Origin of the sequence: Nostoc sp. MG11, from assembly GCF_014904695.1 — a bacterium.
GTDB lineage: Bacteria > Cyanobacteriota > Cyanobacteriia > Cyanobacteriales > Nostocaceae > Komarekiella.
This window is the reverse complement of record NZ_JACXXN010000012.1, coordinates 37,993-63,975: the sequence shown is the minus strand read 5'-3', so window position 1 is coordinate 63,975 and position 25,983 is coordinate 37,993. Positions and strand designations below refer to the sequence as shown.

The 25,983-nt window shown below is 41.4% G+C and carries 24 protein-coding genes and 1 tRNA gene; 9 read left to right on the top strand and 16 right to left on the bottom strand.

Translation table 11 applies throughout. The annotated features are described in order from the left end of the window. Positions 1–273 precede the first annotated feature (273 nt). The 6 genes from HCR01_RS18135 to HCR01_RS18110 all read left to right on the top strand — a co-directional run bounded on the left by HCR01_RS18135 (position 274) and on the right by HCR01_RS18110 (position 9,460). Entirely contained in the window at positions 274–1,533 is a 1,260-nt protein-coding gene (locus HCR01_RS18135) for a DUF4912 domain-containing protein (protein ID WP_193197525.1), read from the top strand. A 78-nt stretch (positions 1,534–1,611) separates the two neighbouring features. Next, a complete protein-coding gene (locus HCR01_RS18130; RefSeq protein ID WP_193197524.1) occupies positions 1,612–2,544 on the top strand; it encodes a phosphodiester glycosidase family protein in 933 nt (310 codons plus the stop codon). A 103-nt stretch (positions 2,545–2,647) separates the two neighbouring features. Continuing rightward, complete coding sequence (locus HCR01_RS18125) at positions 2,648–3,211, top strand: hypothetical protein (RefSeq protein ID WP_193197523.1); 564 nt, start codon at positions 2,648–2,650, stop codon at positions 3,209–3,211. 76 nt (positions 3,212–3,287) lie between these two features. Beyond that, positions 3,288–3,677 (top strand): DUF2358 domain-containing protein, encoded by a 390-nt coding sequence (locus tag HCR01_RS18120; protein WP_193197522.1) that lies wholly within the window; start codon positions 3,288–3,290, stop codon positions 3,675–3,677. A gap of 250 nt (positions 3,678–3,927) precedes the next feature. Next, the gene (locus HCR01_RS18115; RefSeq protein WP_193197521.1) at positions 3,928–5,115 is read left to right on the top strand and encodes a TRC40/GET3/ArsA family transport-energizing ATPase; all 1,188 of its coding nucleotides are present in this window, start codon (positions 3,928–3,930) and stop codon (positions 5,113–5,115) included. 484 nt (positions 5,116–5,599) lie between these two features. Further along, a complete protein-coding gene (locus tag HCR01_RS18110; RefSeq protein ID WP_193197520.1) occupies positions 5,600–9,460 on the top strand; it encodes a GAF domain-containing protein in 3,861 nt (1,286 codons plus the stop codon). A gap of 176 nt (positions 9,461–9,636) precedes the next feature. On the opposite strand, the gene dnaN is transcribed toward HCR01_RS18110, so the two are convergent. From dnaN to ruvB, 10 genes are all read right to left on the bottom strand, one after another. After that, on the bottom strand, positions 9,637–10,797 hold the full coding sequence (dnaN, locus tag HCR01_RS18105; protein WP_193197519.1) for a DNA polymerase III subunit beta: 1,161 nt from the start codon (positions 10,795–10,797) through the stop codon (positions 9,637–9,639). Between the two features lie 510 nt (positions 10,798–11,307). Then, the gene (locus HCR01_RS18100; protein WP_193197518.1) at positions 11,308–12,186 is read right to left on the bottom strand and encodes an NAD(P)-dependent oxidoreductase; all 879 of its coding nucleotides are present in this window, start codon (positions 12,184–12,186) and stop codon (positions 11,308–11,310) included. Positions 12,187–12,493: 307 nt separating this feature from the next. Next, positions 12,494–13,699, bottom strand: a complete 1,206-nt coding sequence (locus HCR01_RS18095) for a class I SAM-dependent methyltransferase (RefSeq protein WP_193197517.1) — start codon at positions 13,697–13,699, stop codon at positions 12,494–12,496. 109 nt (positions 13,700–13,808) lie between these two features. Further along, a complete protein-coding gene (locus tag HCR01_RS18090) occupies positions 13,809–14,609 on the bottom strand; it encodes an OST-HTH/LOTUS domain-containing protein (RefSeq protein ID WP_193197516.1) in 801 nt (266 codons plus the stop codon). Between the two features lie 43 nt (positions 14,610–14,652). Then, a complete protein-coding gene (locus tag HCR01_RS18085; RefSeq protein WP_226889417.1) occupies positions 14,653–14,967 on the bottom strand; it encodes a type II toxin-antitoxin system VapC family toxin in 315 nt (104 codons plus the stop codon). A gap of 50 nt (positions 14,968–15,017) precedes the next feature. Continuing rightward, a complete protein-coding gene (locus HCR01_RS18080; RefSeq protein ID WP_193197515.1) occupies positions 15,018–15,305 on the bottom strand; it encodes a hypothetical protein in 288 nt (95 codons plus the stop codon). A gap of 169 nt (positions 15,306–15,474) precedes the next feature. Further along, positions 15,475–15,864, bottom strand: coding sequence for a VOC family protein (locus tag HCR01_RS18075; protein WP_193197514.1), 390 nt, complete (start codon positions 15,862–15,864; stop codon positions 15,475–15,477). A 74-nt stretch (positions 15,865–15,938) separates the two neighbouring features. Beyond that, complete coding sequence (locus HCR01_RS18070) at positions 15,939–16,478, bottom strand: GAF domain-containing protein (RefSeq protein ID WP_193197513.1); 540 nt, start codon at positions 16,476–16,478, stop codon at positions 15,939–15,941. Between the two features lie 418 nt (positions 16,479–16,896). Then, complete coding sequence (locus tag HCR01_RS18065) at positions 16,897–17,703, bottom strand: tetratricopeptide repeat protein (RefSeq protein ID WP_193197512.1); 807 nt, start codon at positions 17,701–17,703, stop codon at positions 16,897–16,899. A 148-nt stretch (positions 17,704–17,851) separates the two neighbouring features. Then, a complete protein-coding gene (ruvB, locus tag HCR01_RS18060) occupies positions 17,852–18,952 on the bottom strand; it encodes a Holliday junction branch migration DNA helicase RuvB (RefSeq protein WP_193197511.1) in 1,101 nt (366 codons plus the stop codon). Positions 18,953–19,107: 155 nt separating this feature from the next. Between ruvB and hisF the strand changes: the two genes are divergently transcribed. The 3 genes from hisF (at position 19,108) to HCR01_RS18045 (ending at position 20,348) form a co-directional block, all read left to right on the top strand. Beyond that, the gene (gene hisF / locus HCR01_RS18055; protein ID WP_193197510.1) at positions 19,108–19,881 is read left to right on the top strand and encodes an imidazole glycerol phosphate synthase subunit HisF; all 774 of its coding nucleotides are present in this window, start codon (positions 19,108–19,110) and stop codon (positions 19,879–19,881) included. A 99-nt stretch (positions 19,882–19,980) separates the two neighbouring features. Then, positions 19,981–20,172, top strand: coding sequence for a hypothetical protein (locus HCR01_RS18050; protein WP_162394079.1), 192 nt, complete (start codon positions 19,981–19,983; stop codon positions 20,170–20,172). A gap of 103 nt (positions 20,173–20,275) precedes the next feature. Further along, positions 20,276–20,348: transfer RNA gene (locus HCR01_RS18045), tRNA-Ala, on the top strand. A gap of 75 nt (positions 20,349–20,423) precedes the next feature. Here HCR01_RS18045 and HCR01_RS18040 read toward each other — a convergent pair. The 6 genes from HCR01_RS18040 to HCR01_RS18015 form a co-directional block, all read right to left on the bottom strand. Beyond that, on the bottom strand, positions 20,424–20,564 hold the full coding sequence (locus tag HCR01_RS18040; RefSeq protein WP_193197509.1) for a hypothetical protein: 141 nt from the start codon (positions 20,562–20,564) through the stop codon (positions 20,424–20,426). Positions 20,565–20,578: 14 nt separating this feature from the next. Further along, on the bottom strand, positions 20,579–21,424 hold the full coding sequence (locus HCR01_RS18035; protein ID WP_193197508.1) for a hypothetical protein: 846 nt from the start codon (positions 21,422–21,424) through the stop codon (positions 20,579–20,581). Then, the gene (locus HCR01_RS18030; protein ID WP_413773953.1) at positions 21,399–21,644 is read right to left on the bottom strand and encodes a type I restriction-modification system subunit M N-terminal domain-containing protein; all 246 of its coding nucleotides are present in this window, start codon (positions 21,642–21,644) and stop codon (positions 21,399–21,401) included. Before HCR01_RS18030 ends, HCR01_RS18035 begins: the two co-directional genes overlap by 26 nt. A 280-nt stretch (positions 21,645–21,924) precedes the next feature. Further along, positions 21,925–23,121: a hybrid sensor histidine kinase/response regulator gene (locus HCR01_RS18025; protein ID WP_193197507.1), complete on the bottom strand. Its 1,197-nt coding sequence runs from the start codon at positions 23,119–23,121 to the stop codon at positions 21,925–21,927. 100 nt (positions 23,122–23,221) lie between these two features. Next, positions 23,222–23,668, bottom strand: coding sequence for a response regulator (locus HCR01_RS18020; protein ID WP_193197506.1), 447 nt, complete (start codon positions 23,666–23,668; stop codon positions 23,222–23,224). A gap of 52 nt (positions 23,669–23,720) precedes the next feature. Continuing rightward, the gene (locus HCR01_RS18015) at positions 23,721–25,970 is read right to left on the bottom strand and encodes a CHASE3 domain-containing protein (RefSeq protein ID WP_193197505.1); all 2,250 of its coding nucleotides are present in this window, start codon (positions 25,968–25,970) and stop codon (positions 23,721–23,723) included. Positions 25,971–25,983 lie beyond the last annotated feature (13 nt).

The window sequence follows — 25,983 nt, the reverse complement described above, 5'->3', positions numbered from 1 at the left end:
AAAACGTCTTGAGACCCCTTGATCCCTACAGAGGGTTACTGGTTATATATACTTATAGAAACAACTCCTCCGATCCCAAAGAAATGCTGACTATGGCATAAATTAGGAATTGAAAGTGAGTCACTCTCAATTTAAAAACAGACTAAAAAACTTAAAAACTGGGCAAAACCAGGAGTCAGGAATAAGAAATTCATCTGGAGTGGATGACATTTTATACAGCATTCTTTAACCAGGGGAAATCATTTACCGCTTAAACTACTGGAGGCCAAACAAATGGCAAAAGAACGCCCACCGTTAGAAGAAATGACATTACGGCAACTACGTAGAGTTGCCAGCGAATATAGCATCTCTCGCTATAGCCGAATGCGGAAATCACAACTGCTGGCATCAATTCAAGAAGTCCAGCGCAGCAAAATTTCGCTTACCCCATCTCGCTCACTGGAGGCACAGGAAACCGTGGAAGCAGCAAAATTTGAATTAGGTCAAGAAGATCGTACTGGTGGCTCCCTCGCTGATGTTGACGAAGGAATTGCGGATCTGCCAGCAGGTTACGGTGACAGCCGCATTGTGCTTTTACCCCGCGATCCTCAGTGGGCTTACACTTACTGGGATGTTCCTAATGAACATAAAGAGGAGCTGCGCCGCCAAGGAGGGCAACAACTGGCACTACGGATTTATGATGTCACCGACATCAATATCGAGTACCAAAGCCCTCACAGCATTCAAGAATATCCTGCTGATGAATTAGCAAGAGAATGGTATCTACCTGTTCCAGTGAGCGATCGCGATTATGTAATCGATGTCGGCTACCGTGCTGCCGATGGTCGCTGGTTAGTATTAGCCCGTTCTACAAAAGTACACATTCCTCCCGTCTATCCTTCCGATTGGATTGAGGATGTCTTTATCACTGTGAACTTTGAAGAAGATTTGCGTGGACAGACTCAGTACGAACTAGTTCCCCCTGCCAAGAAGATAGCGGCAACAAGCGCTAATGGCAATGCAAATGCCAATGGCAATCCTATCTATGACCAAATCTTTGGCTTGGCTGAGTCCGCCGAAGCACAACGAGTTGCTGGTTCTATATTCGGTTCCATGCAGCAAGTACCAGGTTCCGCGCGTCCCGAACAAGCTATCAGTTCCTACGTTTTCCCATCTGGTGTGGGTATGTGGGCAGTTCCTACCGTGTCTGGTTTAACCATGTCTGGCGTAGGAATGTCGGGTGTTGGCTTCTCGGCTTCCGCTGTGCCAGTACGTCCGCGCCAGTTTTGGCTAATTGCCGATGCTGAACTGATTGTCTATGGTGCAACTGAACCTGATGCTACCGTAACGATTGGCGGTCGTCCGATTAAGCTGAATCCAGATGGTACATTCCGCTTCCAGATGTCCTTCCAAGATGGTTTAATTGACTATCCGATTTTGGCTGTGGCTGCTGATGGTGAACAAACCCGATCAATTCACATGAAGTTTAATCGTGAGACACCATCTCGGAATACCAACACCAAAGAAGAAGCTGTTCTAGAATGGCTCCCTTAATTACTTCTTAAATGAAGACCAAGCTGAAATCTAAAATTTTCCCCGCTATAGTAATCCTATAGCGGGTTTTTACATTATATGTCTACGAAAAAATTAATTTTGTTACTTATCTCGATAATTGCAGCAAGCTTATTCTCAGGTTGTACAGAGATTTCAGCAAATTCAATACCCAAAGCATCTAAAACTTGTCTTGGTAAAGATAACAAATTCAGTATTGAATTTTTCAAAACTAATAATCGGGGTGAAAAATATGAAAGAGGCATCAACCATGTAATTATTTTTAATCCTAAATCAGAGAAATTAGATTTCAAAGTTAATGTTGGCCTATCTCATCAGATATATGCTAAAGATGCCAAGGGAAAACTGCGTCAAGAATATATACCAAAACAGTTTCGTGAACTCATCGCTGAGACAAATGCCAAATTAAACAGACAGCTACCTATTGCCGCGATTAATGCTGACTATATAGATACTGATGATCGGCCACAAGGTTTAAATATTTCTCGCGGTATTGAGTATTCGGGAGCTTTTAAAAATAAGCGTTCTTCCTTTGGTATATCAGGAGGTACACCTAAGCAGCGACAGGCTACCATCCAGGCTGGCAGAAGAAAAAATAATATTCTTAATTATAATTTGGTGGGAGGTAATGGCAGATTCTACCGTCAGGGTAAGTTTAAAGATATTTGTCAGGACTTGGGAGAATTTGCTTGTAAAAATGCGACTAATCGCTCTATGGCAGCTATCACTAATAAAGGGTATGTAATTCTATTGGTGAATGACGCAAAAGCTAATTCAGCTATTGAGATATCTCAAGTTAATCAAGAGTTGCTACCAGATAGATTTGATGATGTTCTAGAAGGAATTGCCCGCAATAACTGTTTAGGTAAGATTCAAGAAGGGATATTATTTGATGGAGGTATGTCTCCAGGATTGTATTACAATCAGAAAATATATGTAGAAAACTCTGGACCAATTGGATCAGTTTTTTTGATTTATAAAAAAACACAATAATTGAAGGGTTAAGTGCAATCCCATTTTAGGTATCTAATAGATAAACTGATGTACCTAATGAACCTCAGAGCAGTACGCTAGAGGCTGAAGCCACGGAAAAACTATGACACATGAAGAAATTGCGTCTACCTTAACAGAATTATTTAGCACAGAAGCGGTTGCTGCGATCGCACTAGGATCATGGCAAGTAGATACTCCTAATTTTCGGCTGTTGGTGTTGCTTTCCGAAGATAATACTTGGCTGCGAGTTTTACTACCGATTGTGCCTGCACAAGAAGCCCAACCTTTTTTAGGACAGTTACTAGAAGCTAACTTTGATGCCACTCAAGAAGTACGCTACGCTTTGTATGAGGGCGTAGTTTGGGGAGTATTTCATCACAACAATGAAACCTTAGTAAGTGCAGATTTTTTTAATGCAATTAACAGACTTATGTCTTTGCATCAGACTGGGTTAAATGATGTCTTTAATCGACTTGTCGAAAGCCGCATCCGGCAAATTGTCCAAGCAGCAAAACAGCAAGGACAATCTCTTCAAGCTACTATGCAAAACCTGGAACGCTTTTACGCAGAAGGTTTACTGGGTGAAGTAGAGCAAACCCCAGAGGCGCAAGCAGAAGTCTTAGGTGCTTGGCGGCGTCAGCTAGAACGCTTATGGAATGAGGGTTGATTTGAATTCATCATATTAATTTATATCAAACCCTGTTTAAATAATTTACATCAATTTAAAAATAAGTCTATTCATTATGGATATCATTGAAATCCTCAAAGAAGACTATCAAAGATTTCCAGTTAATCAAACTTACAGTATTTACGCTCAAGACGTTTATTTCCAAGACCCGCTGAATAAATTTCATGGTGTTAAACGTTACAAATGGATGATTAAATTCATCGAGACGTTTTTTTTAAATCCCAAAATGGACTTAGACGATATAAAAAAAGATGGAGACATAATAAAAACTGACTGGACACTTAGCTGGAATACTCCCCTCCCTTGGAAACCACGAATTTCTATCCCTGGCTGGAGTGAATTACGTCTTAATTCTGCTAGTTTAATTGTTTCTCATATTGATTATTGGAATTGTTCGCGCTTAGACGTAGTAAAACAGCATTTCTTTTCCTTAAACAGTCGATAATTGAAATATGGTTGAACTCAACTTATAAATACTGGGTTTTGCGATCGCTCAATTCAACCCATAAATTATGATGCCTAATAATCTTAATCTCAACGTGCGATCGCAATTATATCAATAGCGGTCAGTATAGCAACAAGGTTTAATTATTGGAACTATTTACGCCTAGACGTAAGAAAGAGGCATTTATTTTTCTTAAACAGTTGATAATGTAAATAAATGTAAAAAATTCTCAGTCAGGACAGAATCATCCATGCGTGTAATTTTGATGACTGGCAAAGGCGGCGTGGGTAAAACCTCCGTTGCTGCTGCGACTGGACTCCGTTGCGCGGAACTAGGTTATCGCACCCTAGTTCTGAGTACAGACCCCGCTCACTCTTTGGCAGACAGTTTTGACCTGGAAATGGGCCATGCGCCGCGAGAGATTCGCCCAAATTTGTGGGGTGCGGAATTGGATGCGTTGCTAGAACTAGAAGGAAACTGGGGTTCTGTGAAGCGCTATATCACCCAAGTTTTACAGGCAAGGGGTTTAGAAGGGGTGCAGGCGGAAGAATTGGCAATTTTACCAGGCATGGATGAGATTTTTGGCTTGGTAAGAATGAAACGTCATTACGATGAAGGCGAGTTTGATGTCTTGATTATTGACTCAGCCCCTACTGGTACAGCATTACGACTACTAAGTTTACCAGAAATTGGTGGCTGGTATATGCGTCGTTTTTACAAACCATTTCAAAACATTTCAGTAGCACTTAGACCTCTAGTTGAACCTTTTTTTAGGCCAATCGCTGGTTTTTCTCTTCCAGACAAAGAGGTGATGGATGCACCTTACGAGTTTTATGAACAAATTGAAGCTCTAGAAAAAGTATTAACAGACAATACTCAAACTTCAGTGCGTCTCATCACGAATCCAGAAAAGATGGTGATTAAAGAGTCTCTCCGCGCTCATGCTTATTTAAGTTTGTACAACGTTGCTACAGATTTAGTAGTAGCTAATCGCATCATTCCTAGCGAAGTACAAGACCCTTTTTTCCAACGTTGGAAAGAGAATCAACAGCAATACCGTCAGGAAATCCATGATAATTTTCATCCTTTGCCTGTAAAAGAAGTTCCGCTATTCTCTGAGGAATTGTGTGGATTGCCAGCATTAGAACGGTTAAAGGAAACTCTGTATAAGGATGAAGATCCAACTCAGGTTTATTACAAAGAAACGACTATTAGAGTCGTGCAAGAGCAAAACCAATACAGTTTGGAACTCTACTTACCTGGTATTCCCAAAGACCAGATTCAACTGAATAAAACTGGAGATGAATTAAACATTACTATTGGCAACCATCGGCGTAACTTAGTATTACCGCAAGCCTTAGCAGCACTCCAACCATCAGGAGCAAAGATGGAAGAAGACTATCTGAAAATTCGCTTTACTGACAATGTAAGAGTTTAATTCTGCTTACGCGGTAGCGTCTGGACAAAAAGCCAACACTAAAAAGCAAAAAGTTCTTATTTTAACTTGTACAGATGCAATGAATATTGTGTCTGTACTCTTTACTTTCAATTATTTGTATTGTGTTTTTTTAAATTGATGACCTTAAGTAGATATTATCCAAATTTTAAAATTAGTTGAGGGTAAGCATCTTATTTATTTAGTAATTATTCAGTAACACTTGGCGTAAAAATGCAGTAAATTGATTAGTCTAAATAAAATCAACATCAACGCAGAGATTTGGTGTAAATAGTTAATTTTATCTGCTATAGACCTACGTAATTCACTAAGAAAATTACTGTTTTTATGAATTTTGAGTAAATAAATTATGTGATGGTGTATTGCCAGTAGTTTTACTGAAGACAAGTTGATTAATTAAATTTAAAAATGTCTTTAGATTTAATTATGTTTATTGGCAAATTGTTAATTTATTTTACTATAAACAATGACCTTAAACGATGAAAAAGACTTACAAGTAAGTCGTTATGAAGAAAGTTTACTAAACCGTATTACAAACCGTATCCGACGAACCTTAGAGTTAGAAGACATTATTACGGTGACAACGGCGGAGGTGCGATCGCTTCTTGGAACTGACCGAGTGATGATTTACAAGTTTCATGCAGATGGTAGTGGTCAGGTCATTGCTGAGTCAATTTACAATAATCGATTACCGTCGCTACTAGGGCTAAATTTTCCCGCTGATGACATTCCACTATCCGCTCGTGAACTGTTTATCAAGTCATGGGTACGTTCTGTTGTGAATGTGGATACTGGGGAGATTGGTCAAAGTCACCTGCGTGACTTGGAAAATGGAGAAACTATATTAGAGGACATACATTACCGCCCTGTAGATGCCTGCCATATTGAATATTTGACAGCTATGGGGGTAAAGTCCAGTGTAGTAGCGCCTATTCTTTATCAAAATGAACTCTGGGGACTGCTGGTATCTCATAATTCTGAAACTCGATTTATTTCAGAATATGAACTCGAAGCAGTACAAATGGTAGTTGATCAATTGTCGGTTGCGATCGCTCAAAGTACCCTCCTGACTCAAGCCCGCCAGAAAGCTGAACGGGAAGCTATCATTAACCGCATTGCCACCTTACTGCATTCATTGCCCACAATTATATTACAACCAGCTTTAGAAGCAGCTATAGCTGCTTTTAATGGTATTGGTGGCAGGCTTTGCATTAGAAATGAAGCCTTGAATTTCCAAAATGGCAGCGTTCAGAGTTTAGTAGAATGTTTAATCCCAGGAAATAATTGTATCAGGCTTTATACTTCTGGACAACAGCCTATAGTACCAGAACAAAATATCTATCCATTGATAGAGCAGTATAGCGTCTGGCAGGAACATTACAAGTCTGGTGAATATGATGTTTGGGCAATTTCAGACATATATCAAACTCCCAGCTTGCGAAGTTTACAAACTAGTTTTCAACAAACTAAAATTCGCAGCATGTTGATGATTCCACTCCAGTATCGTCAGCAATTGCTGGGCTATTTAAGCATTTTTCGGAACGAAATAGATACAGAAACCCTGTGGGCAGGTCAATTAGACCTTGATCAAAGGCAACTATATCCCCGTCTATCGTTTGAAGTTTGGCGGGAATATAAGAAAGCTCAAGCACGCAAATGGACAGATGAAGAGATTGAACTAGCTGGAGAACTTAGCAAACATTTTGCTTCAGCAATTCAACAGTATGAACTATACCAACAGGTACAAGCCTTCAATGAGAATTTAGAAAAACAAGTTAAAAGGCGCACATTTGAACTGCAACGGACAGCTGAACAACAACAAGCTGTGTTTGGAGTTATTGCCAAGATTCGTGAGTCTCTTGACACTAATACAATTTTTCAAACAACTACTAAAGAAGTTTGTCAATTAATCAAAGCTGATCGCGTTTCTGTATATCGCTTCAGTTCTGATTGGGGTGGGGAATTCGTCGGTGATTTTGAGGCTGCTAGTCCATACTGGTCAAATGAGTACAAACTTGGTATTAATACAGTTTGGAATGACACCTACTTACAAGACACCCAAGGAGGACGTTACCGCAATAATGAAACATTTGCGGTAGATGACATCTACAAGATGGGGTTTGATCCTTGTCACATCGACAATCTGGAGCAGTTTCAAATTCACGCTTTTGTGCTTGCTCCAATCTTTGTTGGACAAAAACTTTGGGGTTTGCTTGCAACTTATCAACACTCTAGGCCCCGCCAATGGAAAGCTGTTGAAATTAACTTTCTCAGTCAGATTGCTGCTCAAATTGGTGTAGCACTACAGCAAGCGGAGTTACTCACGCAAACGCAACAGCAAGCGTTAGGTTTGCAACAAGCAGCAGAACAGCAACAGGTATTGTTTGAAGTTGTTGCGAAGATTCGAGAATCGCTTGACTTGGAGACAGTTTTTGCAGCAACAGTATGTGAAGTGCGTCGCTCTTTGAATGCTGATCGAGTGGTAGTATACCGCTTTGACCCTAATTCTGAATTTGATGAAGGTGAAATTGTTTCAGAAAATGTTTTGCCAGAGTTTACTTCTGCTTTAACTTTAAAAATTCAAGATAACTGTTTTAAAAAGAAGTATCATGCTCTTTATCGTCAGGGACGCGTTAACGCGATCGCTGATATCCATAACTCTGGACTGAACCCTTGCTATGTCCAAATGCTGGAGCAACTCCAGGTTCAAGCTAATTTAGTTTTACCACTAGCTAAAAGTAATGAGCTTTGGGGTTTGTTGTGTATTCACCAATGTAACCAGCCCCGCGAATGGCAAACTTCAGAAATCCAATTTGCTACCCAGGTTGCAGCTCAGTTAAGTGTAGCACTAGAGCAAGCTGACTTACTCGTTCAGACACGACAGCAAGCAGCTGATTTGCATGAGGCAGCAGAACAACAGCGAGTCTTGTTTGAAGTAGTTGCTAAAATCCGGGAATCACTTGATCTAGATGCGATTTTTCAGACAACCACCCAAGAAGTCTGTAAATCACTGCAAGCGGATCGAGTTGCAGTTTATCGCTTCGGCCCTGATTGGAGTGGTGAATATATCGCTGAGTTTGTAGTTAATGGCTGGGTCAAGTTAGTAAGTTCTGATATCAAGACCGATTGGAAAGATAGCTATTTACAGGAAACTCAAGGTGGACGATATCGCCACAATCAAACCTTTGCAGTTGATGATATCTATGAGGCTGGTCACTCTGAGTGTCATATTAAGGCTTTGGAGCAATTACAGACAAAAGCGTATGCGATCGCGCCAATTTTTATTGGACAACAGTTATGGGGCTTATTAGCAGCATACCAAAACTCTGCACCTCGTCACTGGGAAGCCTCGGAAGTTCAGTTTATCGCTCAGATTGCCAATCAGCTGGGGGTCGCACTCCAACAAACCCAATTGCTGAACCAGACCAAAGAACAGACAGCAAAGCTAGCTCAAGCTCTGCATGATTTACAACAAACTCAAACCCAACTCATCCAAAGTGAGAAAATGTCTTCACTTGGTCAATTGGTAGCTGGTGTTGCTCATGAAATTAACAACCCCGTGAACTTCATTTATGGCAACATCAACCACGTCAGTGAATACGCAGAAGATTTACTTAGTATACTAGAGCTTTATCAACAGCATTGCCCTAATCCCAGCCCCGAAATTCGCGATCGCTCAGAAGAAATAGACTTAGAATTTGCCATAGAAGATTTACCAAAAACCTTGTCTTCTATGAAAATTGGGGTTGAGCGCATCCGTCAGATTGTCTTGGGTTTGCGAAATTTCTCGCGCCTTGACCAGGCTGAAATGAAGCCAGTTGATATTCACGAAGGTATTGATAGCACCTTGCTGATTTTGCAACATCGCTTGAGAGCAAAACCCGAAAGTCCAGCTATTGAGTTAGTCAAAGAGTACGGTGACTTACCCTTGGTAGAGTGCTATGCTGGCCCACTCAATCAGGTATTTATGAATGTTTTGAGCAATGCGATCGATGCCCTAGAAGATGGCAAAGAATCTAAATCAGAACCTCACAGTAGTCAAATCATCATCCGTACTGCGATCGGAGAGTTGGAAGATAATGTTAAGAGCGTGGTGATTCGCATTGCAGATAATGGTTTAGGAATACCTGAAACTCTAAGGGCTAGAATCTGTGATCCATTTTTCACTACTAAGCCAGTGGGAAAAGGTACTGGCTTGGGGTTGTCAATTAGTTACCAGATTATCGTAGAGAAACATGGTGGTGTATTTAAATGTGATTCACAACCAGGGTTAGGAACAGAATTTTGGATTGAAATTCCAATGAAACAAATCACTTCTAAGTCCTAAATTGAACATTTACATACTGCGTCTGCTTTTCAATTTCTGAAGTTTAGATTTCCGTGTTTAAGAGAGCGATCGCCTTATAGAACTCATCTTCACATAAGAGTTAGTAAGTCAATATCCAATTTATATGTCTACAAAGTTAAGTGTTTATTGCTGTTTACTTTGTAGACGCGCTATTTTTAAGTACGAATCTGTACTGGCATAGCTAAATAGGTCATTTTCAACCCCCCCAGTGGGGTAAAAATCACTGGAGTCAGACTTTGATTCAGATGCATTTGAATTTCAGAAGATGGTAACTCTTTCAAGCCTTCCATCAGATACTTGATGTTAAAAGCAATTTCTATGTTTTGCCCAGAAATCTGTGCCGGCATTGACTCTCTACCACTACCCACATCTTGAGCCTCACAAGACAAAGTAATTTCCTGAGCATCACTATCAATGCTGAGTTTCACAATATTATTTTTCTGATCGGCTAGCACCGCAATTCGCTCTAAAGTGCTGATGAATTGTCGCCGCTCAATTGTCACTTCTCGCTCAAATTGGCGTGGGATCAGTTGTCGGTAAGCAGGATATTGTCCTTCTAATGTACGACTAGTCAAGCGTTGATTTTGCCAGGAAAACACAACTTGACCTTGATCGAAATGTAAAGCTATAGGCTCATCTGATGAGGAGATATGAGCCAACATTCTTTGTAATTCACGTAATGCTCTAGCTGGTACTGTGACTTCTAGTTGACTACTTTCGTCAGGAGAGCGTTCGTTAGTCGTTTCTACTACTGCTAAGCGATGTCCATCAGTAGCAGCGAATTCTAGAGTATCTTGTTTAACTGTTAAATGGACTCCAGTGAGTACTTGTTTTGTTTCATCTGCACTCGTAGCAAATAATGAACCCCGCAATCCCTCAATTAATGCAGCAGCAGGGATATGTAGTGCTTCGGCATTTTCAATTACAGGCAATTCAGGAAATTCTTCAGGCCCCATTGCTCGCACCTGATAATGCCCACTCTTCGGCGTAAGCGTGACAATTAAACCTTCACCACCTGTTGCACCTGTGAGGACTGATTCATCGTCTAGAGTGATTTCTCCTTCTGGAAGACGAGAGGTGATGTCTACAAGCAATTTAGCAGGAAGGGCGATCGCTCCACCTTGCCATACCTCAGCGTTAAAGCTGGTACGGATACCCAAGCTGAGATCAAAGGCTGTTAAGCTTACCTGGTTAGTTTGAGCATCCGCTTGGAGCAGCACATTGGCAAGTACTGGATGAGTCGGCCGTGACGGTACAGCACGGCTGACGAGTGAGAGATTTGTACTGAGATCGCTTTGGGCGCAAACTAATTTCATAGTTAGATTCAACTGGTGAAGGATATCCTAGCACCCTTGTTGTTTATACAGAAGTGATGACAGTCCAGTTTAACAGCGGTAACTTTACTGCATACTGAACTACTACTAAAATGATATTTTCTATTTACATACTAGTAACTGTGGAATTTGTGGAAAACTTGCCACAAGTGTGCTTAACAGATGGTTAAGTAAATAACTATCTGTGGAAAACTTGTGGAAAAACCCCTGATGTTTTCCACAGGGTAATTATACTTAATTAAGTTTTTCCCGAAAACCCTAAAGTTTTCCACAGATTTTTCCACAATCTGCGTTAAAGTTAATCAATTTTTATACTTTACTTAAAGATACCAAAAAATAAAGCAAAACAAGTCTTAAAGCAATTGTTACACGTAGCACAGAATTTGCTTCAATCTAGGATAGCGATCGCTCAAGTTAGCCAAATTCTTGGACTACCTGCAACAGCAATGCCAAAGTTGTAACAATTATAGATGGCGATCGCTTTTGAATTGCTTATTCCTCACTCGATTCTCCCCATTCCTTAATAATAGAAAATAGTGATGAGTAATCAGCATCAGCAAATGACATTTTCACTGCTGTTTGCAAGATTTGTCGCACACCTTTAATACTGCTGAGATCCAATCCACGTGATTTTGCTTCCGAGATAAACAACTCTGTATCTTTTAGCAAATGTTTTGTCGGAAAATTAGGATTAGCATAATTGCCAGCCAACATCCGTTGCAGCTTTTTGTCAAATGTAGGTGCATAAAGTGAACTCTCACGCAATATCTGCATAAACACATCCACATCGACACCCTGACGCTGAACAAAAGCGAGGCTGAGAGCAAAGCTAGTTGTCAAGGAAGCTATTAGTTGATTTAGTGCTAATTTGAGCGCCGCAGCAGTTCCCACTGGCCCTATAAGCAAAGGTTCTGCTCCGAAATGTTGCAGTAATTTCAAGTGACTTTGATATTGTTCTGGCTCAGCACCCACCATCACCATCAGTTTGCCAGCTTGGGCCTCTGGGATGCTGCCTAGTACAGGCGCTTCTAAATATTCACCACCACCTGCAACCACTGCATCTCTGATTTCTTGGCTTTCTGTGGGTGTAATTGTTCCCATTTGGATGATAGTACGCCCTTCCAGAGTGTGCCAAGCAGTATCGGAAAGCAAGACATGATAAATTGCTGGGGCATTAGTGAGCATGAGAACGATGCACTCAGCCGCACGAATGGCATGGCGGGGATGTGTCACCACTTCAGCGCCGGCTGCTTGTAATGGTGCTAATTTTTCTGGGGTGCGGTTGTAGGCAACTAGCTGTATATCTGCGGCTAACAATCTTTGAGCCATTGGTAGTCCCATCAGTCCAGTTCCCAGAAATGCCACCTTCATTTTTCATGTTCCTTTGATACAGCGTAGACGTAGCCTGTCGTAGACATTGAGTTTCTATTAATTCAGTTATCAGTTATCAGTAAACAGTGATAACTGATGACTGACTACTTCAACCACCAGCAGCAAAAGTAAGCATTATTAAAACTGAAAGTAAGATACCTGGGCTAAGTAATGTTACTAACAACACCAATTCATGAGCAGTCATAATTATTACTTTTGTCTAAATTTGACTTCACAGTAATCACTGTTATCCTAGTCTAAATAAGACTGATACAGCATTCTTAAATAGAGTTTTAACTTTTCACATTTATGTTGGCTCTGAGAAAGTTAATCCTTTGAGTGGTCGAGAAGCTTCTATTTCCTGTAAACCTTTGCTCTGAACTAAGACTCCAAAGCCGCCCAGTCCTGTGGAATCTAGAAGCTGATGTAGTGCGTCCCGTCGTTGTAATAACTTTGAGAGAGGTTCGTTTTGGTAGGAGATGGCAGCGATGCGATCGCCTAAACCCAACGCCATTAAAAACAAAGCCTGCTGGGTAAAGCCAACTTTATCTAAACCACACCGCTCACCCCAGCGTTCCAAAGCTGTAAAATCAATATGGGATGTAATGTCTTGTCGTCCAATATTGATATAGGGGTTGTCATGGAAACGATGGTGATAGTAGCACTGTAACGTACCTTGCGATCGCCTGGGATTGTAGTAACGACTGGCAGGATAGCCATAATCAATTGTTAACACATAGCCACGTTGCAAGCGGTCGGCTACTATACTCAACCAATCTAGAGCAGCTAAATTAATTTCGCTACGGTAGCCATCTGGATAAATACTTTGAGCATAGTTAATTCCCACAAAATCTAAATATTCAGCCAGTTGGGGCGTAGAAGGTTCTCCTGTGACTTCTACAAATGATGGCATGGTAGGGGAAGAAAATACTTCCTCATCTCCCTTATCTGCTTGCGTTGTTACATAAATCTCTCGCAGTTCCCCAGTCTCTAAGCTGAATTGATGCACTGGTAAAGCATCAACTAACTCATTAGAAAAAAAGCAGCCAGTAATCGAGTTAGATGGTATATCTTCTAGATTGCACCAACGCACTGGAAACTCTTGCAAGCGTTGCTGCTGTTCTTGTCTTAAAGCCGGGGATTTTTCTACAATGACGTACTCCAGAGCAGTAAGAAAATCTGGGTAGTGTAGCTGATAGTGCTTGAGGATATGTAATGCCAACACTCCTTGACCGGCTCCCATTTCTACCAGAGAAAACGGCACAGGTTGCTCTAAAATCTTCCACATCTGGAAAAATTGTTCTGCTAGTAACTCGCCAAAGTCAGCGCCAAGGTTAGCAGAGGTAAAAAAATCACCACCTTGAAAGCCAATTTTGACTGCATCGCTGCAATAGTAGCCTTGTTCAGGGTGATATAGCGCCATGTCCATGAATTCAGCAAAAGTAATTCGCTGTTGCGGACTAGCGGTAATTTGATGAGCGATCGCTGCACACAATGCTGGATTGGAATCCATAAAATTTGAGGTTTTAGATTGGGAACTAGAGAAAATAAATACTTGCAAGCGGCATAATCAATTTAACCGAAGTGTAAAAATTGGAACCTGCGGTTTGTGCAGCGATTTGTTAGTGCGAAAGTTTACTTTTATATAAAATAAACACGCTGTTCTGCTCGCTAACTTGACTCTCGGTAATTTCAAATAAGCCAGACGCCTTCAAAACACCTTTTAGTGTCTTAATTCCATACTTCTTAGGTGTACACTCAGGGTCTTGACTCTTAATAAATTCTCCCGCTCTTGCCAGCAAAGTCATATCACCTATTTTGTCTGTGTTTGTTTCGGCTAAACGCAGTAACTTGACAATTTTTGTATTCTCCCATACTGTCTCAGACGAATTGTTCAGATTTATATATTCAACGTCAAAAGAAATAATATCTGCCTTTAATTGCTTATATAAAAGTTCGATTTTTGGGTTAGATTCAGCGTAATTTTCTCGAAGGAAGGTAACTACACAAAATACAAATAGTGTTATTTCTTTATAAAAGGAAATTGCCTCTTGGTACTGTGATTCTAGGTAAGCAATACAAGTTTTACATCCTTCTTGGGTGCTTAATATATTCAAACCTTCCGACTCACCAAAGTGATGAACAAGTTTGTTCCGCTCGGCAACCATCTCTCTTAATCTCTCGATAAAGTAATCAGTGTCATAATCCGCAGACTCAATAAAGGCATTTATTAGATTCCCTAGAGTCTTCGATTTAGCTGCTTCTCTGTACTTCCAAAAGCTATCGATACCTTTTGCACTAGCATCTGAGTGAATAAATGGAAGAAGCAGTTTCAAACTTTTCTCGATTTGCTGAAACATTAATATATTTCGTCCTATTTTTCTTAGGACTTCATTCACCAACTCACGATATTCACTTTTCATTGTCATGTTAGCCTGCTGGTCGCAGTAAGCGGATAAACCCTTCTTACTCTAAGTGCCGATCAGTAGACAATGCCTCTGTAATTCCGCACTGGCGCATTAGCACAAAGCTCAACGCATCACATAGAGAGTAGGTTTTATCCTCCCGCTTCATTAGGAGATCGACTGCTGTTCGGTGCAATGGCTCATCCACCCAAACTGTTTCTATGTCTGGGTTATCCAGCAAATCAACCACAAAAGCAAGGACGGATGAACGCGGAAAACGCCTTGCAGTGGCTAATGCGACGTACTCAGCAATGACATAGCTGTGAGTTAATCGGATTGTTGCTCTCTTGTAGGCAGCACTAGCTTCAGTATGCAAAGGCTAAGTCTGATAGTGCAGACAAAGTAACCCAGAAGTATCGATTAGTACTAACCCTCCGCGTGGTTACTGGCATACTCTCTCACCAAATCTGCATCAATGCTCTCATTATTTAGATCAATAGTATGTTCGAGATTAAGCGCCCCAAAATGGCTTTCAAATCTGGCTCGTGCTGTCTCCTTTTCTGCTTCAGACAGCAACAATTTAAAAACTTGTCCAAACTGCTGCTCTAGCAACGTTGCAGCTAGCCGTTCAGGAGGAACGCCAATCGCCTCAGCCTGTCGCTGAATCGCGGTGAAAATTTCATCGTTCAGTTCCAGTGTCAGAAGATGGGTCATAGAACTATGCAACATGGCTAGAGGCTACGTTAATTATAACTTTGCCTGTTTGATGCCCTAATCAATGAAACATTTGCGGTATAGGAATTACGTTAGCGATAGCGCAGCGTCTCGTAGAGAGGAAAGAGCGTCCGTAGGAGCTGTCATTACGAATTCCAACGCAGTAGTACTAGCTACTCACTAGCGACACCAGCACGCCATTAAGATCGCGGACACGAGCAACTGTCTGTCCCCAAGGTTGTTTTTTCGGCGCATCTAATCCTTTTGCTCCTGCTCCTATGGCTCTAATATAGGCAGTGGCAACATCAGGCGTGATGAATGATATCTGAATTAATGCTGGTGGTTGCGTGGGATCATTGGGATGGAAACCGCCAGGAAATAACATTTGTGCTTCGCTAGTGGAGGAAAAAGCTAGTACAGTGTCTCCGGTTTCGATTTCAGCCCAGATAAACTGACCCATATCCTGGAGAGTGCGACGAAGGAAACCAAATGCTTTTTCGTAAAACTCAACGGTCTTAACTACATCGTCTACCCAGATAATTGTGTAACCAAATTTCACAATTTTTTCTCCTCTTGAATACTGCTAGCAGGTATCCTAACTACTTAACTGTATGCGATTTAAATACACGTAAGTTAACTCTCTAGGATATTAGGATCTGTTGCCAGAGTTTTTGCCCCTGTTTGCATCATTTCTATATCTAATGGTGACCAATAACGTGGCCCTTGACAGTGATGTGCTGCTAGCAATCCCCATAATCCTCTGGGGATCAAAATGGGTACTACGAGGTTGGCACGAACCTGCATATTGCTGAGAAAATCTCGGTGACAAGCTTGGATTGGCTCTAATTCAATATCAGCGATCGCTCTTACTCGTCCTGCCAAATACAGAGCGGCATACTCGTTGTTAAAACAATCATCTGGGCCAGTGGAACCAAGTATTGAGAATTCCTGAGAACTCAATGATTCAAATGTTACCTGCCCTTGCCACTGTCCGTAAAAGTAATACAAAACTACGCGATCAACCTGGAGCGATTCTTTCAGTTGATTCGTAGTTTGGCGGACTAACTCATCCCGCTGCATTGTCTTGACAAGACCGTCAAGTAATCTTTGTAGACCCTCTTCTCTATGGCGATTTGGGTTATGTTCAAATTGTGAGTGAGGATGAATTTGCACAGTTCTAAAATTACGACTAAGTAAATACTGGCGGATTTATTATAGTAATTTATCAAACCTCTAAGAAAAAATCATCCTGAATTTAGATTGCTAATTTGATACTCGTAGAATGGAATACCAGCCAACTGTTTCGATAAATTGAAGAGTCAATCTTGAAAATGGAAAATTGCCCCAGCCCCTTTGTATCAATCAAAACAAAACTTAAAAAATTAATAATTTCTTTAAGTTTCAGTTCTAATTTTAAAAAAAGATAGCATTGGTTAGGAATAATGTTTTGCGATCGCAGACGGCTTTTTAGAGTCGCTCAGGTAAAACAGGCTGATTAATAGCTAAATTCACGCCAAGTCACAGAGATTTTCTTGACGTGAATTAAAAAATTATTGCACACTTACTTATGCTGTGTACTTAGCGATCGCCTTTACTTGAGTTTCAAGAACTTATCCAGAGCTGCTACCATGCTGGGAGGCCAACGGCGGATATTTGTCACCCAGTTAATGTCTTTATAGCGGGGATCTAGTCCATAAGCTGCTACCCAGTTACTTTCGGCTTCACCTTGTTCTCCTTTGACCCAGTAAGCAGCGGTGAGGGCCGCACGCATATCAGCAAACTGAGGATATTTACGGACTATGTTCCGCATCTGGCGGATTGCTTGGTCTATTTGACCAGTTTCGTAAAGGGCGAGGGCGTAGTTAGCACGAGCAAAGGCAAAATTTGGGGCTATATCGTTAGATTTTTTGTAATCGGCGATCGCATCTTCCCATTTTCCCAAACCTGTCTTGGCGTTTCCGCGATTGTTGTACGCCATCGCATCGTTAGGATCAAGTTCTAGAACATGATTATAATCGGCGATCGCATCTTCCCATTTTCCCAAACCCTCTAACGCCGCACCTCTATTTAAATAAGGATCAGTGACATTTGGAGCAAGTTCTATAGCTTTGTTGTAATCTGTCAATGCTGCTTCCAACTTATTCTGACTTACCCGCGAATTTCCTCGGTTACTCCAAGCCCCAGCATTAGTAGGAAATTGCTCAATAATCTGTGTCCAGTACATTTCAGCCGTAGCAAAATCGCCTGCGTTTGTAGCTGCAAAAGCTTGATTTGCCAACTCATCCCCTTGTTTTAATTGCTCTTGAGTAATGCTGGGCTGTTGAGATTGTGCCATCACTGGTGTACCCCAGCTAAACACAAGCAAAAGACTGAGAAAAATAGTAATCAACTTAATCATCTGGCTTTACCTGTGTCCATCTGTGGTCTGAATTCCACAATTTATCATCGCTGGAACTTATGCAATCAGCAAGCATTTATTAAGGATGAGGCATAGGCACTAAAATCACAGACAATTAATTCCCAATGCCCAATCCCCAATCCCATCATTACAACAACGACAACTGTTCATTAGGCGGTGTGAACCCCAAATGCTTGTATGCTGCTTTTGTGGCTGTTCTCCCACGGGGAGTACGGCTTAAATAGCCAATTTGCATTAAATACGGTTCGTATACTTCTTCAATTGTTTGTGTATCTTCACCTGTGGCGGCAGCAATTGTTTCTAATCCGACTGGGCCGCCGTTAAAGTGTTCAATTATTACACTTAGCATCTTGCGGTCTGTCCAATCTAAGCCGCAAGGGTCTACTTGAAATAGTTGCAATGCTTCTGATGCAACTACTTCAGTAATCTGCCCAGACAATTTTACTTCCGCATAATCACGGACTCGCTTTAGTAGCCTATTGGCAATTCGTGGTGTTCCTCGCGATCGCCGCGCAATTTCTGTTGCACCATCATCTGTAACGTGGGTTTTAAGTAATTGAGCGGTTCTCAGGACAATTTTGCTCAATTCCTCAACTTCGTAAAATCGTAACTTTTGAACTAAACCAAAGCGATCGCGCAGTGGCGAAGTCAACGCACCCACACGTGTTGTCGCTCCCACTAGAGTAAACTTTGACAGTGGCACACTTCTAATCCGAGCGCTTGAACCCTTGCCAATAGTGATATCTAAGCGATAATCTTCCATCGCCGGATAAAGTATTTCTTCGGTCATCCGTGAGAGACGATGAATTTCATCGACAAATAAAATATCCCCTGGTTTAAGGTTTACCAGTAACCCGACAATATCGCGTGGACGTTCTAAGGCAGGCGCACTGGTAATTTTACAGCTTACGCCCATTTCTGATGCTAAAATCATTGCCATCGTTGTCTTGCCTAATCCCGGTGGCCCATATAGGAGTAAGTGATCCAGCACCTCATTTCGAGACTTGGCTGCTTTGATGGCAATATCTAGCACATCCTTCAAATCTTTTTGACCAATATAATCGGCAAATCGCTGCGGTCGAATACCCTCTTCTTGCTTATCTTGTTCATCAATAGCAGCTTGTGGTTGCAAAATGTTGTCTGTGGAGGCTGCTTTCGCCGACTCCCGGCGCTGCTTTTGTTCTCCATTAGGTTCTGGAGGCTGTTTTTTCGAGGATATTATCGCCATAATTCAGCTATCAACGTTGACTTTGGAACTGTGTGAGCGTTATCTACGCCGCAATCTTTGCAAATAAACGCACGTGCAAAAATTTTCGTTTGGGAATACCCGCGCCAATTTAAAATTTAAATTCTGGTCAATTACCTAGAAGTACAAAAGTTGCTATGTTATCTAAAAGAATCTTACCGTGCTTAGATGTGAAGGCGGGACGGGTTGTAAAAGGAGTTAACTTTGTCAATCTGCAAGATGCAGGCGATCCGGTAGAACTGGCAAAGGTTTACAACGAAGCCGGTGCAGATGAGTTAGTGTTTCTGGATATTACAGCGACTCATGAAGACCGGGGAATTATTCTGGATGTGGTCTACCGCACTGCTGAACAAGTCTTCATTCCGTTAACTGTGGGTGGTGGCATTCAATCCTTAGAAAATGTTAAAGCTTTGTTAAGAGCGGGAGCAGATAAAGTTAGTATTAATTCTGCGGCAGTACGTGAACCAGACTTGATTAATCGGGCCAGCGATCGCTTTGGTAATCAGTGCATAGTTATTGCTATTGATGCTAGACAGCGAGTCGAACCCAATAACCCTGGGTGGGATGTGTATGTACGTGGTGGCAGGGAAAACACAGGCTTAGATGCCTTAGTGTGGGCACAAGAAGTTGAAAAACGGGGGGCCGGAGAACTGCTAATAACAAGTATGGATGCTGATGGAACCCAAGCTGGGTATGACCTAGAGTTAACACGGTCAATCGCTGAAGCTGTAGAAATTCCAGTTATTGCCTCTGGTGGTGCAGGTAATTGTGAACATATTTATACGGCGTTGACTCAAGGCAAAGCGCAAGCAGCATTACTGGCATCTCTGTTACACTACGGTCAATTGAGCGTGGCAGAAATTAAAAATTATTTGGGCGATCGCAACGTACCAGTACGAACTGTTTACTGATCTGTAATTCCTCCATTAATGACATCTACCCTAGGTTAGACACACTTCCTGAAAAGGGTGTTAATATTATTTTACAAGTATTAACAAATATTAAGAAATATGTTGATTCCTATTTTAGTTTTTGATGTGGCACTGGTGGCGTGGTCGCTGCACCTAATGGAAAAAGCCTACGAGAATAAAGAATTTTCTCTGATGTTGGCTGGTACATTAGTTGCTCTTGCGGCTGCTGCCATGTTAGTAGTTTACTTCCTGATGGGTCACTGTATGACTTATTTGTTGCAAGTGTCGTAGCAAGTACTCACACTGAGTTGCCTATGATATAGTTTACACTTAAATTTTAGAAACTACTTGACAAATTACCAATAATTAATGCAATATATATAACGCACCTTAAGGGGTTATAGCTCAGTTGGTAGAGCGCCTCAATGGCATTGAGGAAGTCAGCGGTTCGAATCCGCTTAGCTCCATTAATCGCAATTTACTTTAAACCTGACCGACTGTGATTTGAAGAAGAAAATAGACAGCTTGTCCAACTTTACCTTTCACATAAGATTGTCCAATTTTACCTTCCAATGAGCGATATAATGTTGCTTTTCCAAAGGAGGGATAGGCACTAGCCAATCCAAAATATGCTCTTGAGAAATTTTAACCATAGATACACTTGATCCTCTAGCATCTGCCATAATTTGCAATCGTCCTATATGACTTTGCAAAAAAAGCTTAAAAATTTGCCATTTAGTTTTGATTCATCAAGACGTAACCGATAAATTAAGTCGCTAAGTATAAGATTAGGTCTTGTTTTGGAAACATAACAAACATAACCTACTAGTTCAGGTGTATTACCTCTTGTTACTAGAAAATCACCTGGACGAATTTCCAAGTCTATTGGAATATCTAGAAATTCAGATAGAGCTTTTGCTTTTGAGTCATCAAATTGACCTTCTTTTACAGCATTTAGCTTTAATACTCCCCATTGTTCTTCTGCAATTACTCTTTCTTCGGCTTGTGGACTCCAACCTTGTTCTAAAGTTTTGACAAACCACCTTAATCTACTAATTTTCCAATGTCCAGGAATCTTACCAAACAATATCACCCCGGAATCAGTCTTTGGTGAATTATGATTTAGCCCACGAGTTACAGCATGAGTAATTAGAGCGCGGCGCTTTTCTGTTAGTAAATCAAGCAGACGTTCTTTAGCTGAGATAAGTGTGTCTATTTTGGCAGTTTCATGATCAAGGTAATTTGCGATCGCAATTTGGTTATCTAACCTTGGAAAAAGTATTAATAAATTGGCAACATCTTCTGATGCCACTGCTTCGTATGTGCTACCTGTAGCTTCATAAGCTAACTGTGTACGCGCCCAATATAGCGCCCACCATGCAAAGCCTTTGTGAAGATAATGAAGGCATCGAATAGTACATAATCCACGACCAATTCCATATTTCTGATCAGCTATGTTGAGTTCACCTACCGGAGCGCGTAAAAATGGTAATCCTACATCTACTGATAATGAATAGTCAGTAGATGGCGGAGATTGCCCCATTTCCACAGATGCAATATATTGAACGATTATGAAAACGCTGCCCTGCTACCTTGTTTAGCATTGCATCCAGGACTTTATCTTTTAGTCCTTGTTCACTCCACTTTTTACACTCCGCTAGTACCTGCGGCTTAGTTGGCGAAAGCACACAATCAAAGCGACGCAGCACCGTCATTGGTAACATTACACGCTCGTACTGCGGTGGACGGTAAGGCCCCGTAATAAGTCAGCAATTTGCCAAATAAAGTTGGAGAGTTGGTGATGGTCTGCCATGTGCATATATATCGATCTGCCTATTGTATCGATATTTGAGGTGGGCAGAAAGATAATTTCAAAACCAACTGATAAATTGTAACGATATATTCAGACTGGATTTGTTCTGAATAGGTGTTTTGGGACGAGCAATGCTAACTAAAAAATCAATACTTTAGCCTCCATTTTGTCCATCTTCTTCTTACAAGACTGTCCAATTTATTCTTCAAGTTATACCACTTAATTAATTGTTAGTAGTGGGGTGCAAAAGAGCGTAATGGCAGCGTTACTATCACCGTTGTACCAACATCCTGCTCACTTTCTAATTGAATATGACCACCATGTAGATCTACACACTTTTTAACTATAGAAAGTCCTAGTCCTGTACCTTGAATTACACCTACATTACTGGCGCGATAGAAGGTTTGAAATAGACGTGCTTGGTCTTTGAGAGGGATACCCATTCCTTGGTCTTTTACCTGGAAAGTTGCAAGGCCATCTTTACAAATCAAATCAAACCAGATGGTGCTATTTTCAGGAGAATACTTAATAGCATTGGAGAGCAAATTAGTGAAGATACAATTTAGGAGATCTTCATCCATTTGGGCTTGGGTGTGTTCTCCTTGAGAGCTAAAAATAATATTGTACTGATTGCCTGCACTAAGTTGAAAAATATCTATGAGTTCGCTACAGAAATTTTCTAAATTTAGAGATGTAGGTTTGTATTCAAGTTTAGCTGCTTCTGTTTTACTCAAGAATAATACCTCATCTAAGAGTTGAAGCATCTGGTTAATAGCATTTTGAATTCGATCAAAGTATTTTGTTTTCCTCTCATCAGTCAGTTTATCACTGTTGTATTCAAGGATATCTATAGAGGTCTGAATAGTGGTCATCGGGGTGCGGAACTCGTGAGAAACCATTGCTACAAAGTTCGACTTTAGTTCATTGAGTTCCTGTTCCTTTGCCAGTGCTTGACGGGTACGTTCTTCACTCTCCCGTAGTTGGTTAATAATTTCGCTCCTTTCAATGGCATAGCGAATAGCACGCACTAACCGTTGTATGGTTAATTGATCTTTAACAAGGTAGTCTTGTGCGCCTTCTGCTAATGCTTGTAGTGCTAAATCTTCATCATCAAGCCCTGTTAACACTACTACTGGGATATCAGGTATTGCTACCCGAAATTCTTTCAACGTATCCAGTCCAATAGAATCTGGGAGGCTGAGGTCTAATAAAACTAGATTGAATCTGCGTTGTCTTGAACTCTCTATCTGAGAATTATCAAGTGTGGGTAAAGAATTTTCTCTACTCGCATCTATCGCTTCTGATAGCCGTTCAACATGTGACATCTGCCATTCTTCTTGAGAAGCATGTAAAAAGATCTGGCGTAACAGACGGGTATCACTAGGACTATCTTCTACCAGTAGAATGTGAATTCTGATCTTTTCCATAGTGCAGGGTTATACCAATTTGCAAGATAGTCACCTGATTTCCCATTTGTCAAAAGCGCTTAATCTTCTGGTTTGCAAGCAAAATTGGAAATTTTAAAACCTATGATCGTGGTAGTGTCACTGCTACCAGCCAGAAATCTTTGATCAAATGTACAACTTGAATAAACTGGTAGACATCAATGGGTTTTGTTACATAGCAATTAGCATTGAGATTATAGGAACGTAGTATGTCCTGCTCATCGGTTGAGGTGGTCATTATGACAACAGGAATGCACTTGAAATTTGGATCTGATTTAATTTCTGTTAGTACTTCGCGCCCATCCATCCCTGGGAGATTCAGGTCGAGCAAGATTAAGTCAGGACGAGGGGCATTAGCAAACTCGCCTTGCTGTCGCACGTAGTTCATAGCAGTTTCACCATCTTCAACCCAGTGCAAGTTATTGGCGATTTTGGCATTTAAGAAGCCTTTGATGGTGAGATTAGCATCGCTGGGAGAGTCTTCAACTAACAAAATTTCAATGTGTCGGAATGCCTGACCGTCAATCATGCAGTTATTAATTGTTTATTAAGCCTATGTATATTACATATATTAAGGTAACTTAATTTTCATTGAGGGTAAGATAAAAGGTTGTTCCTACACCTGGCTCGGACTCAGCCCAGATTCTACCACCATGTCGCTCAACGATTTTTTTGCAGATAGCTAGACCGATGCCCGTACCAGTAAATTCACGACGGGTGTGAAGTCGTCGGAAAACCTCAAAAATCCGCTCAAGATACTGAGACTTAATACCAATACCATTATCCTGTACCCAGAAAAGCCAAACTGAGTGCTGAGTGCTAAGTGAATAAGTTATAAATTCTCCCCCCTGCCCCCCGGCTCCCCCTCTCCCCCTCTCCATCTCTCCCCTTCCTCTTCTGACTGCACCAATGTGAATCTGGGGTGCTTCCTGTCGGCGAAACTTGATAGCATTGCCGATCAGGTTTTGAAATAACTGCACTAGTTGGGTTTTGTCGGCGATTAACTCTGGCAAAGGGTCATGAGTGATGATGGCTTTACTTTCGGCGATTGCAACATGTAAATTACTCAGAGCCAGACTGAGGGCAGCATTGCAGTCAACAGAGGCAAATTTCTGACCGCGAGTTCCGACACGGGAATAAGCTAGTAAGTCCTGAATTAACTGCTGCATCCGCTTTGCCCCATCTACAATATAAGCAAAGTATTCTTGAGCAGACTCGTCTAGACGGTCTTGATATTCCTGTCCTAATAGTTGGCTATAGCCCGTCACGGCTCGCAATGGTTCTTGTAAATCGTGAGAAGCCACATAAGCAAATTGCTCTAACTCCTGGTTCGAGCGTTTGAGTTCCTCATTCAGCCTTTGTAATTCCACCGTCCGCTGCTGAACTTTGTTTTCTAATTCTTCATTTGCCTGTTGTAGTGCGGCTTCGGCAAGCTTGCGATCGCGCAGCGCAGCTTGCTGTTCGCTAATATCAGTGTGAGTACCCACCCACTCTTGAATCTCTTCATTGGCATTTAAGACAGGAACCGCACGCGCGGCAAAAAATCGATAACTGCCATCAGCAACTCGCACGCGATGCTCTGTTTTATAAAGACTTTTAGTTGCTAGTGCCTGAGTCCACAACAACTCTGTCAACTTCCGATCTTCGGGATGAATTGCATTGAACCATCCTCGTCCATTGACTTCTGTATCAGTTTGGCCAGTCAGATCTGCCCAAGATGAAAAGTCTTTTGACATCCCCTTAGTATCAGCGATCCAGACGGCTTGAGAAGTGGCAATCACCAGCGAACGATAGCGTCTTTCATTCTCTTCTAAGGCAATTTCTGCTAGTTTGCGGCGAGTGATATCTTGAAAAAAAATTGATAGTCCTTCTTGAGAGGGGTAGATGCGATTTTCAAACCAGCGCTCCCACGGTGGATAGTATTCCTCCATCTGAATGACTCGCTGTTCTGCCACAGCTTGGTAGTAAGCGTGATAAAAGTTGTGTTCAGTAGCTTCAGGGAGTTCTTCCCAAATGTTTTTGCCAATCAAGTCTTCGGGGCGACGGTCAAGAATTTGACCTGCTCTCTGATTCACGTAAGTAAAGCACCAATTGTGGTCGAGGGCAATAAAGGCATCTGTGACACTCTCTAAAATAGTCGCCAGTTCTGCTTTTGCGGCTTGCTGTTGCAAACAAATAGCTTCTTCAGATAAAGCCTTGTTAATGCGAATTTGCTTTTGTAGCAGTGAGTACACAACAATAAGCAGGACAACACTTAAACCATACCCCAGACTTACCACAGTAATGATTTGAGATAAACGAGCATCTGTTACTGCTGTGCGCTGTTGCAATAGGCTTTTTTCTTCATTTTCCATTGCTTGGCTGATTGCTTGGAGCTGTTGGCGTACTTCTATACCTTTATCGCTAATAGCCATTTGAGTTGGCTTGTCTAAACTTTTTTGACTGAATAGCTCGATTGACTGCTCAAGCAAGGCAAATTTCTGTGCAATTAGGGGTTCAAATGTATCCAGTAGGCGTTGTTGATCAGGATTATCACTGGTTAACTGTCGCATGGCTGCGATCGCTTGGTAAATTTCCTGCTTCTCTCCTTGATAAGTTTCTCGGTAAACTGCTTTTTCCGTGAGAATATAACCACTTTGTGCGCTCTCGGCATTGCTAATACCAATACGCACGCGATCTAAACCTTCTATGACTTGATATGTATGAATTACCCATCGCTTTTCTGCCGTCAATCTTTCGATACTCAAGTATGAGACTGCTCCGACGCCACACAGTAGTATTAATGCTGAGCTAAAACCGCCTGCAACAAATTTTTCTGACAGTCTGTTCATGGAATATTCGCAG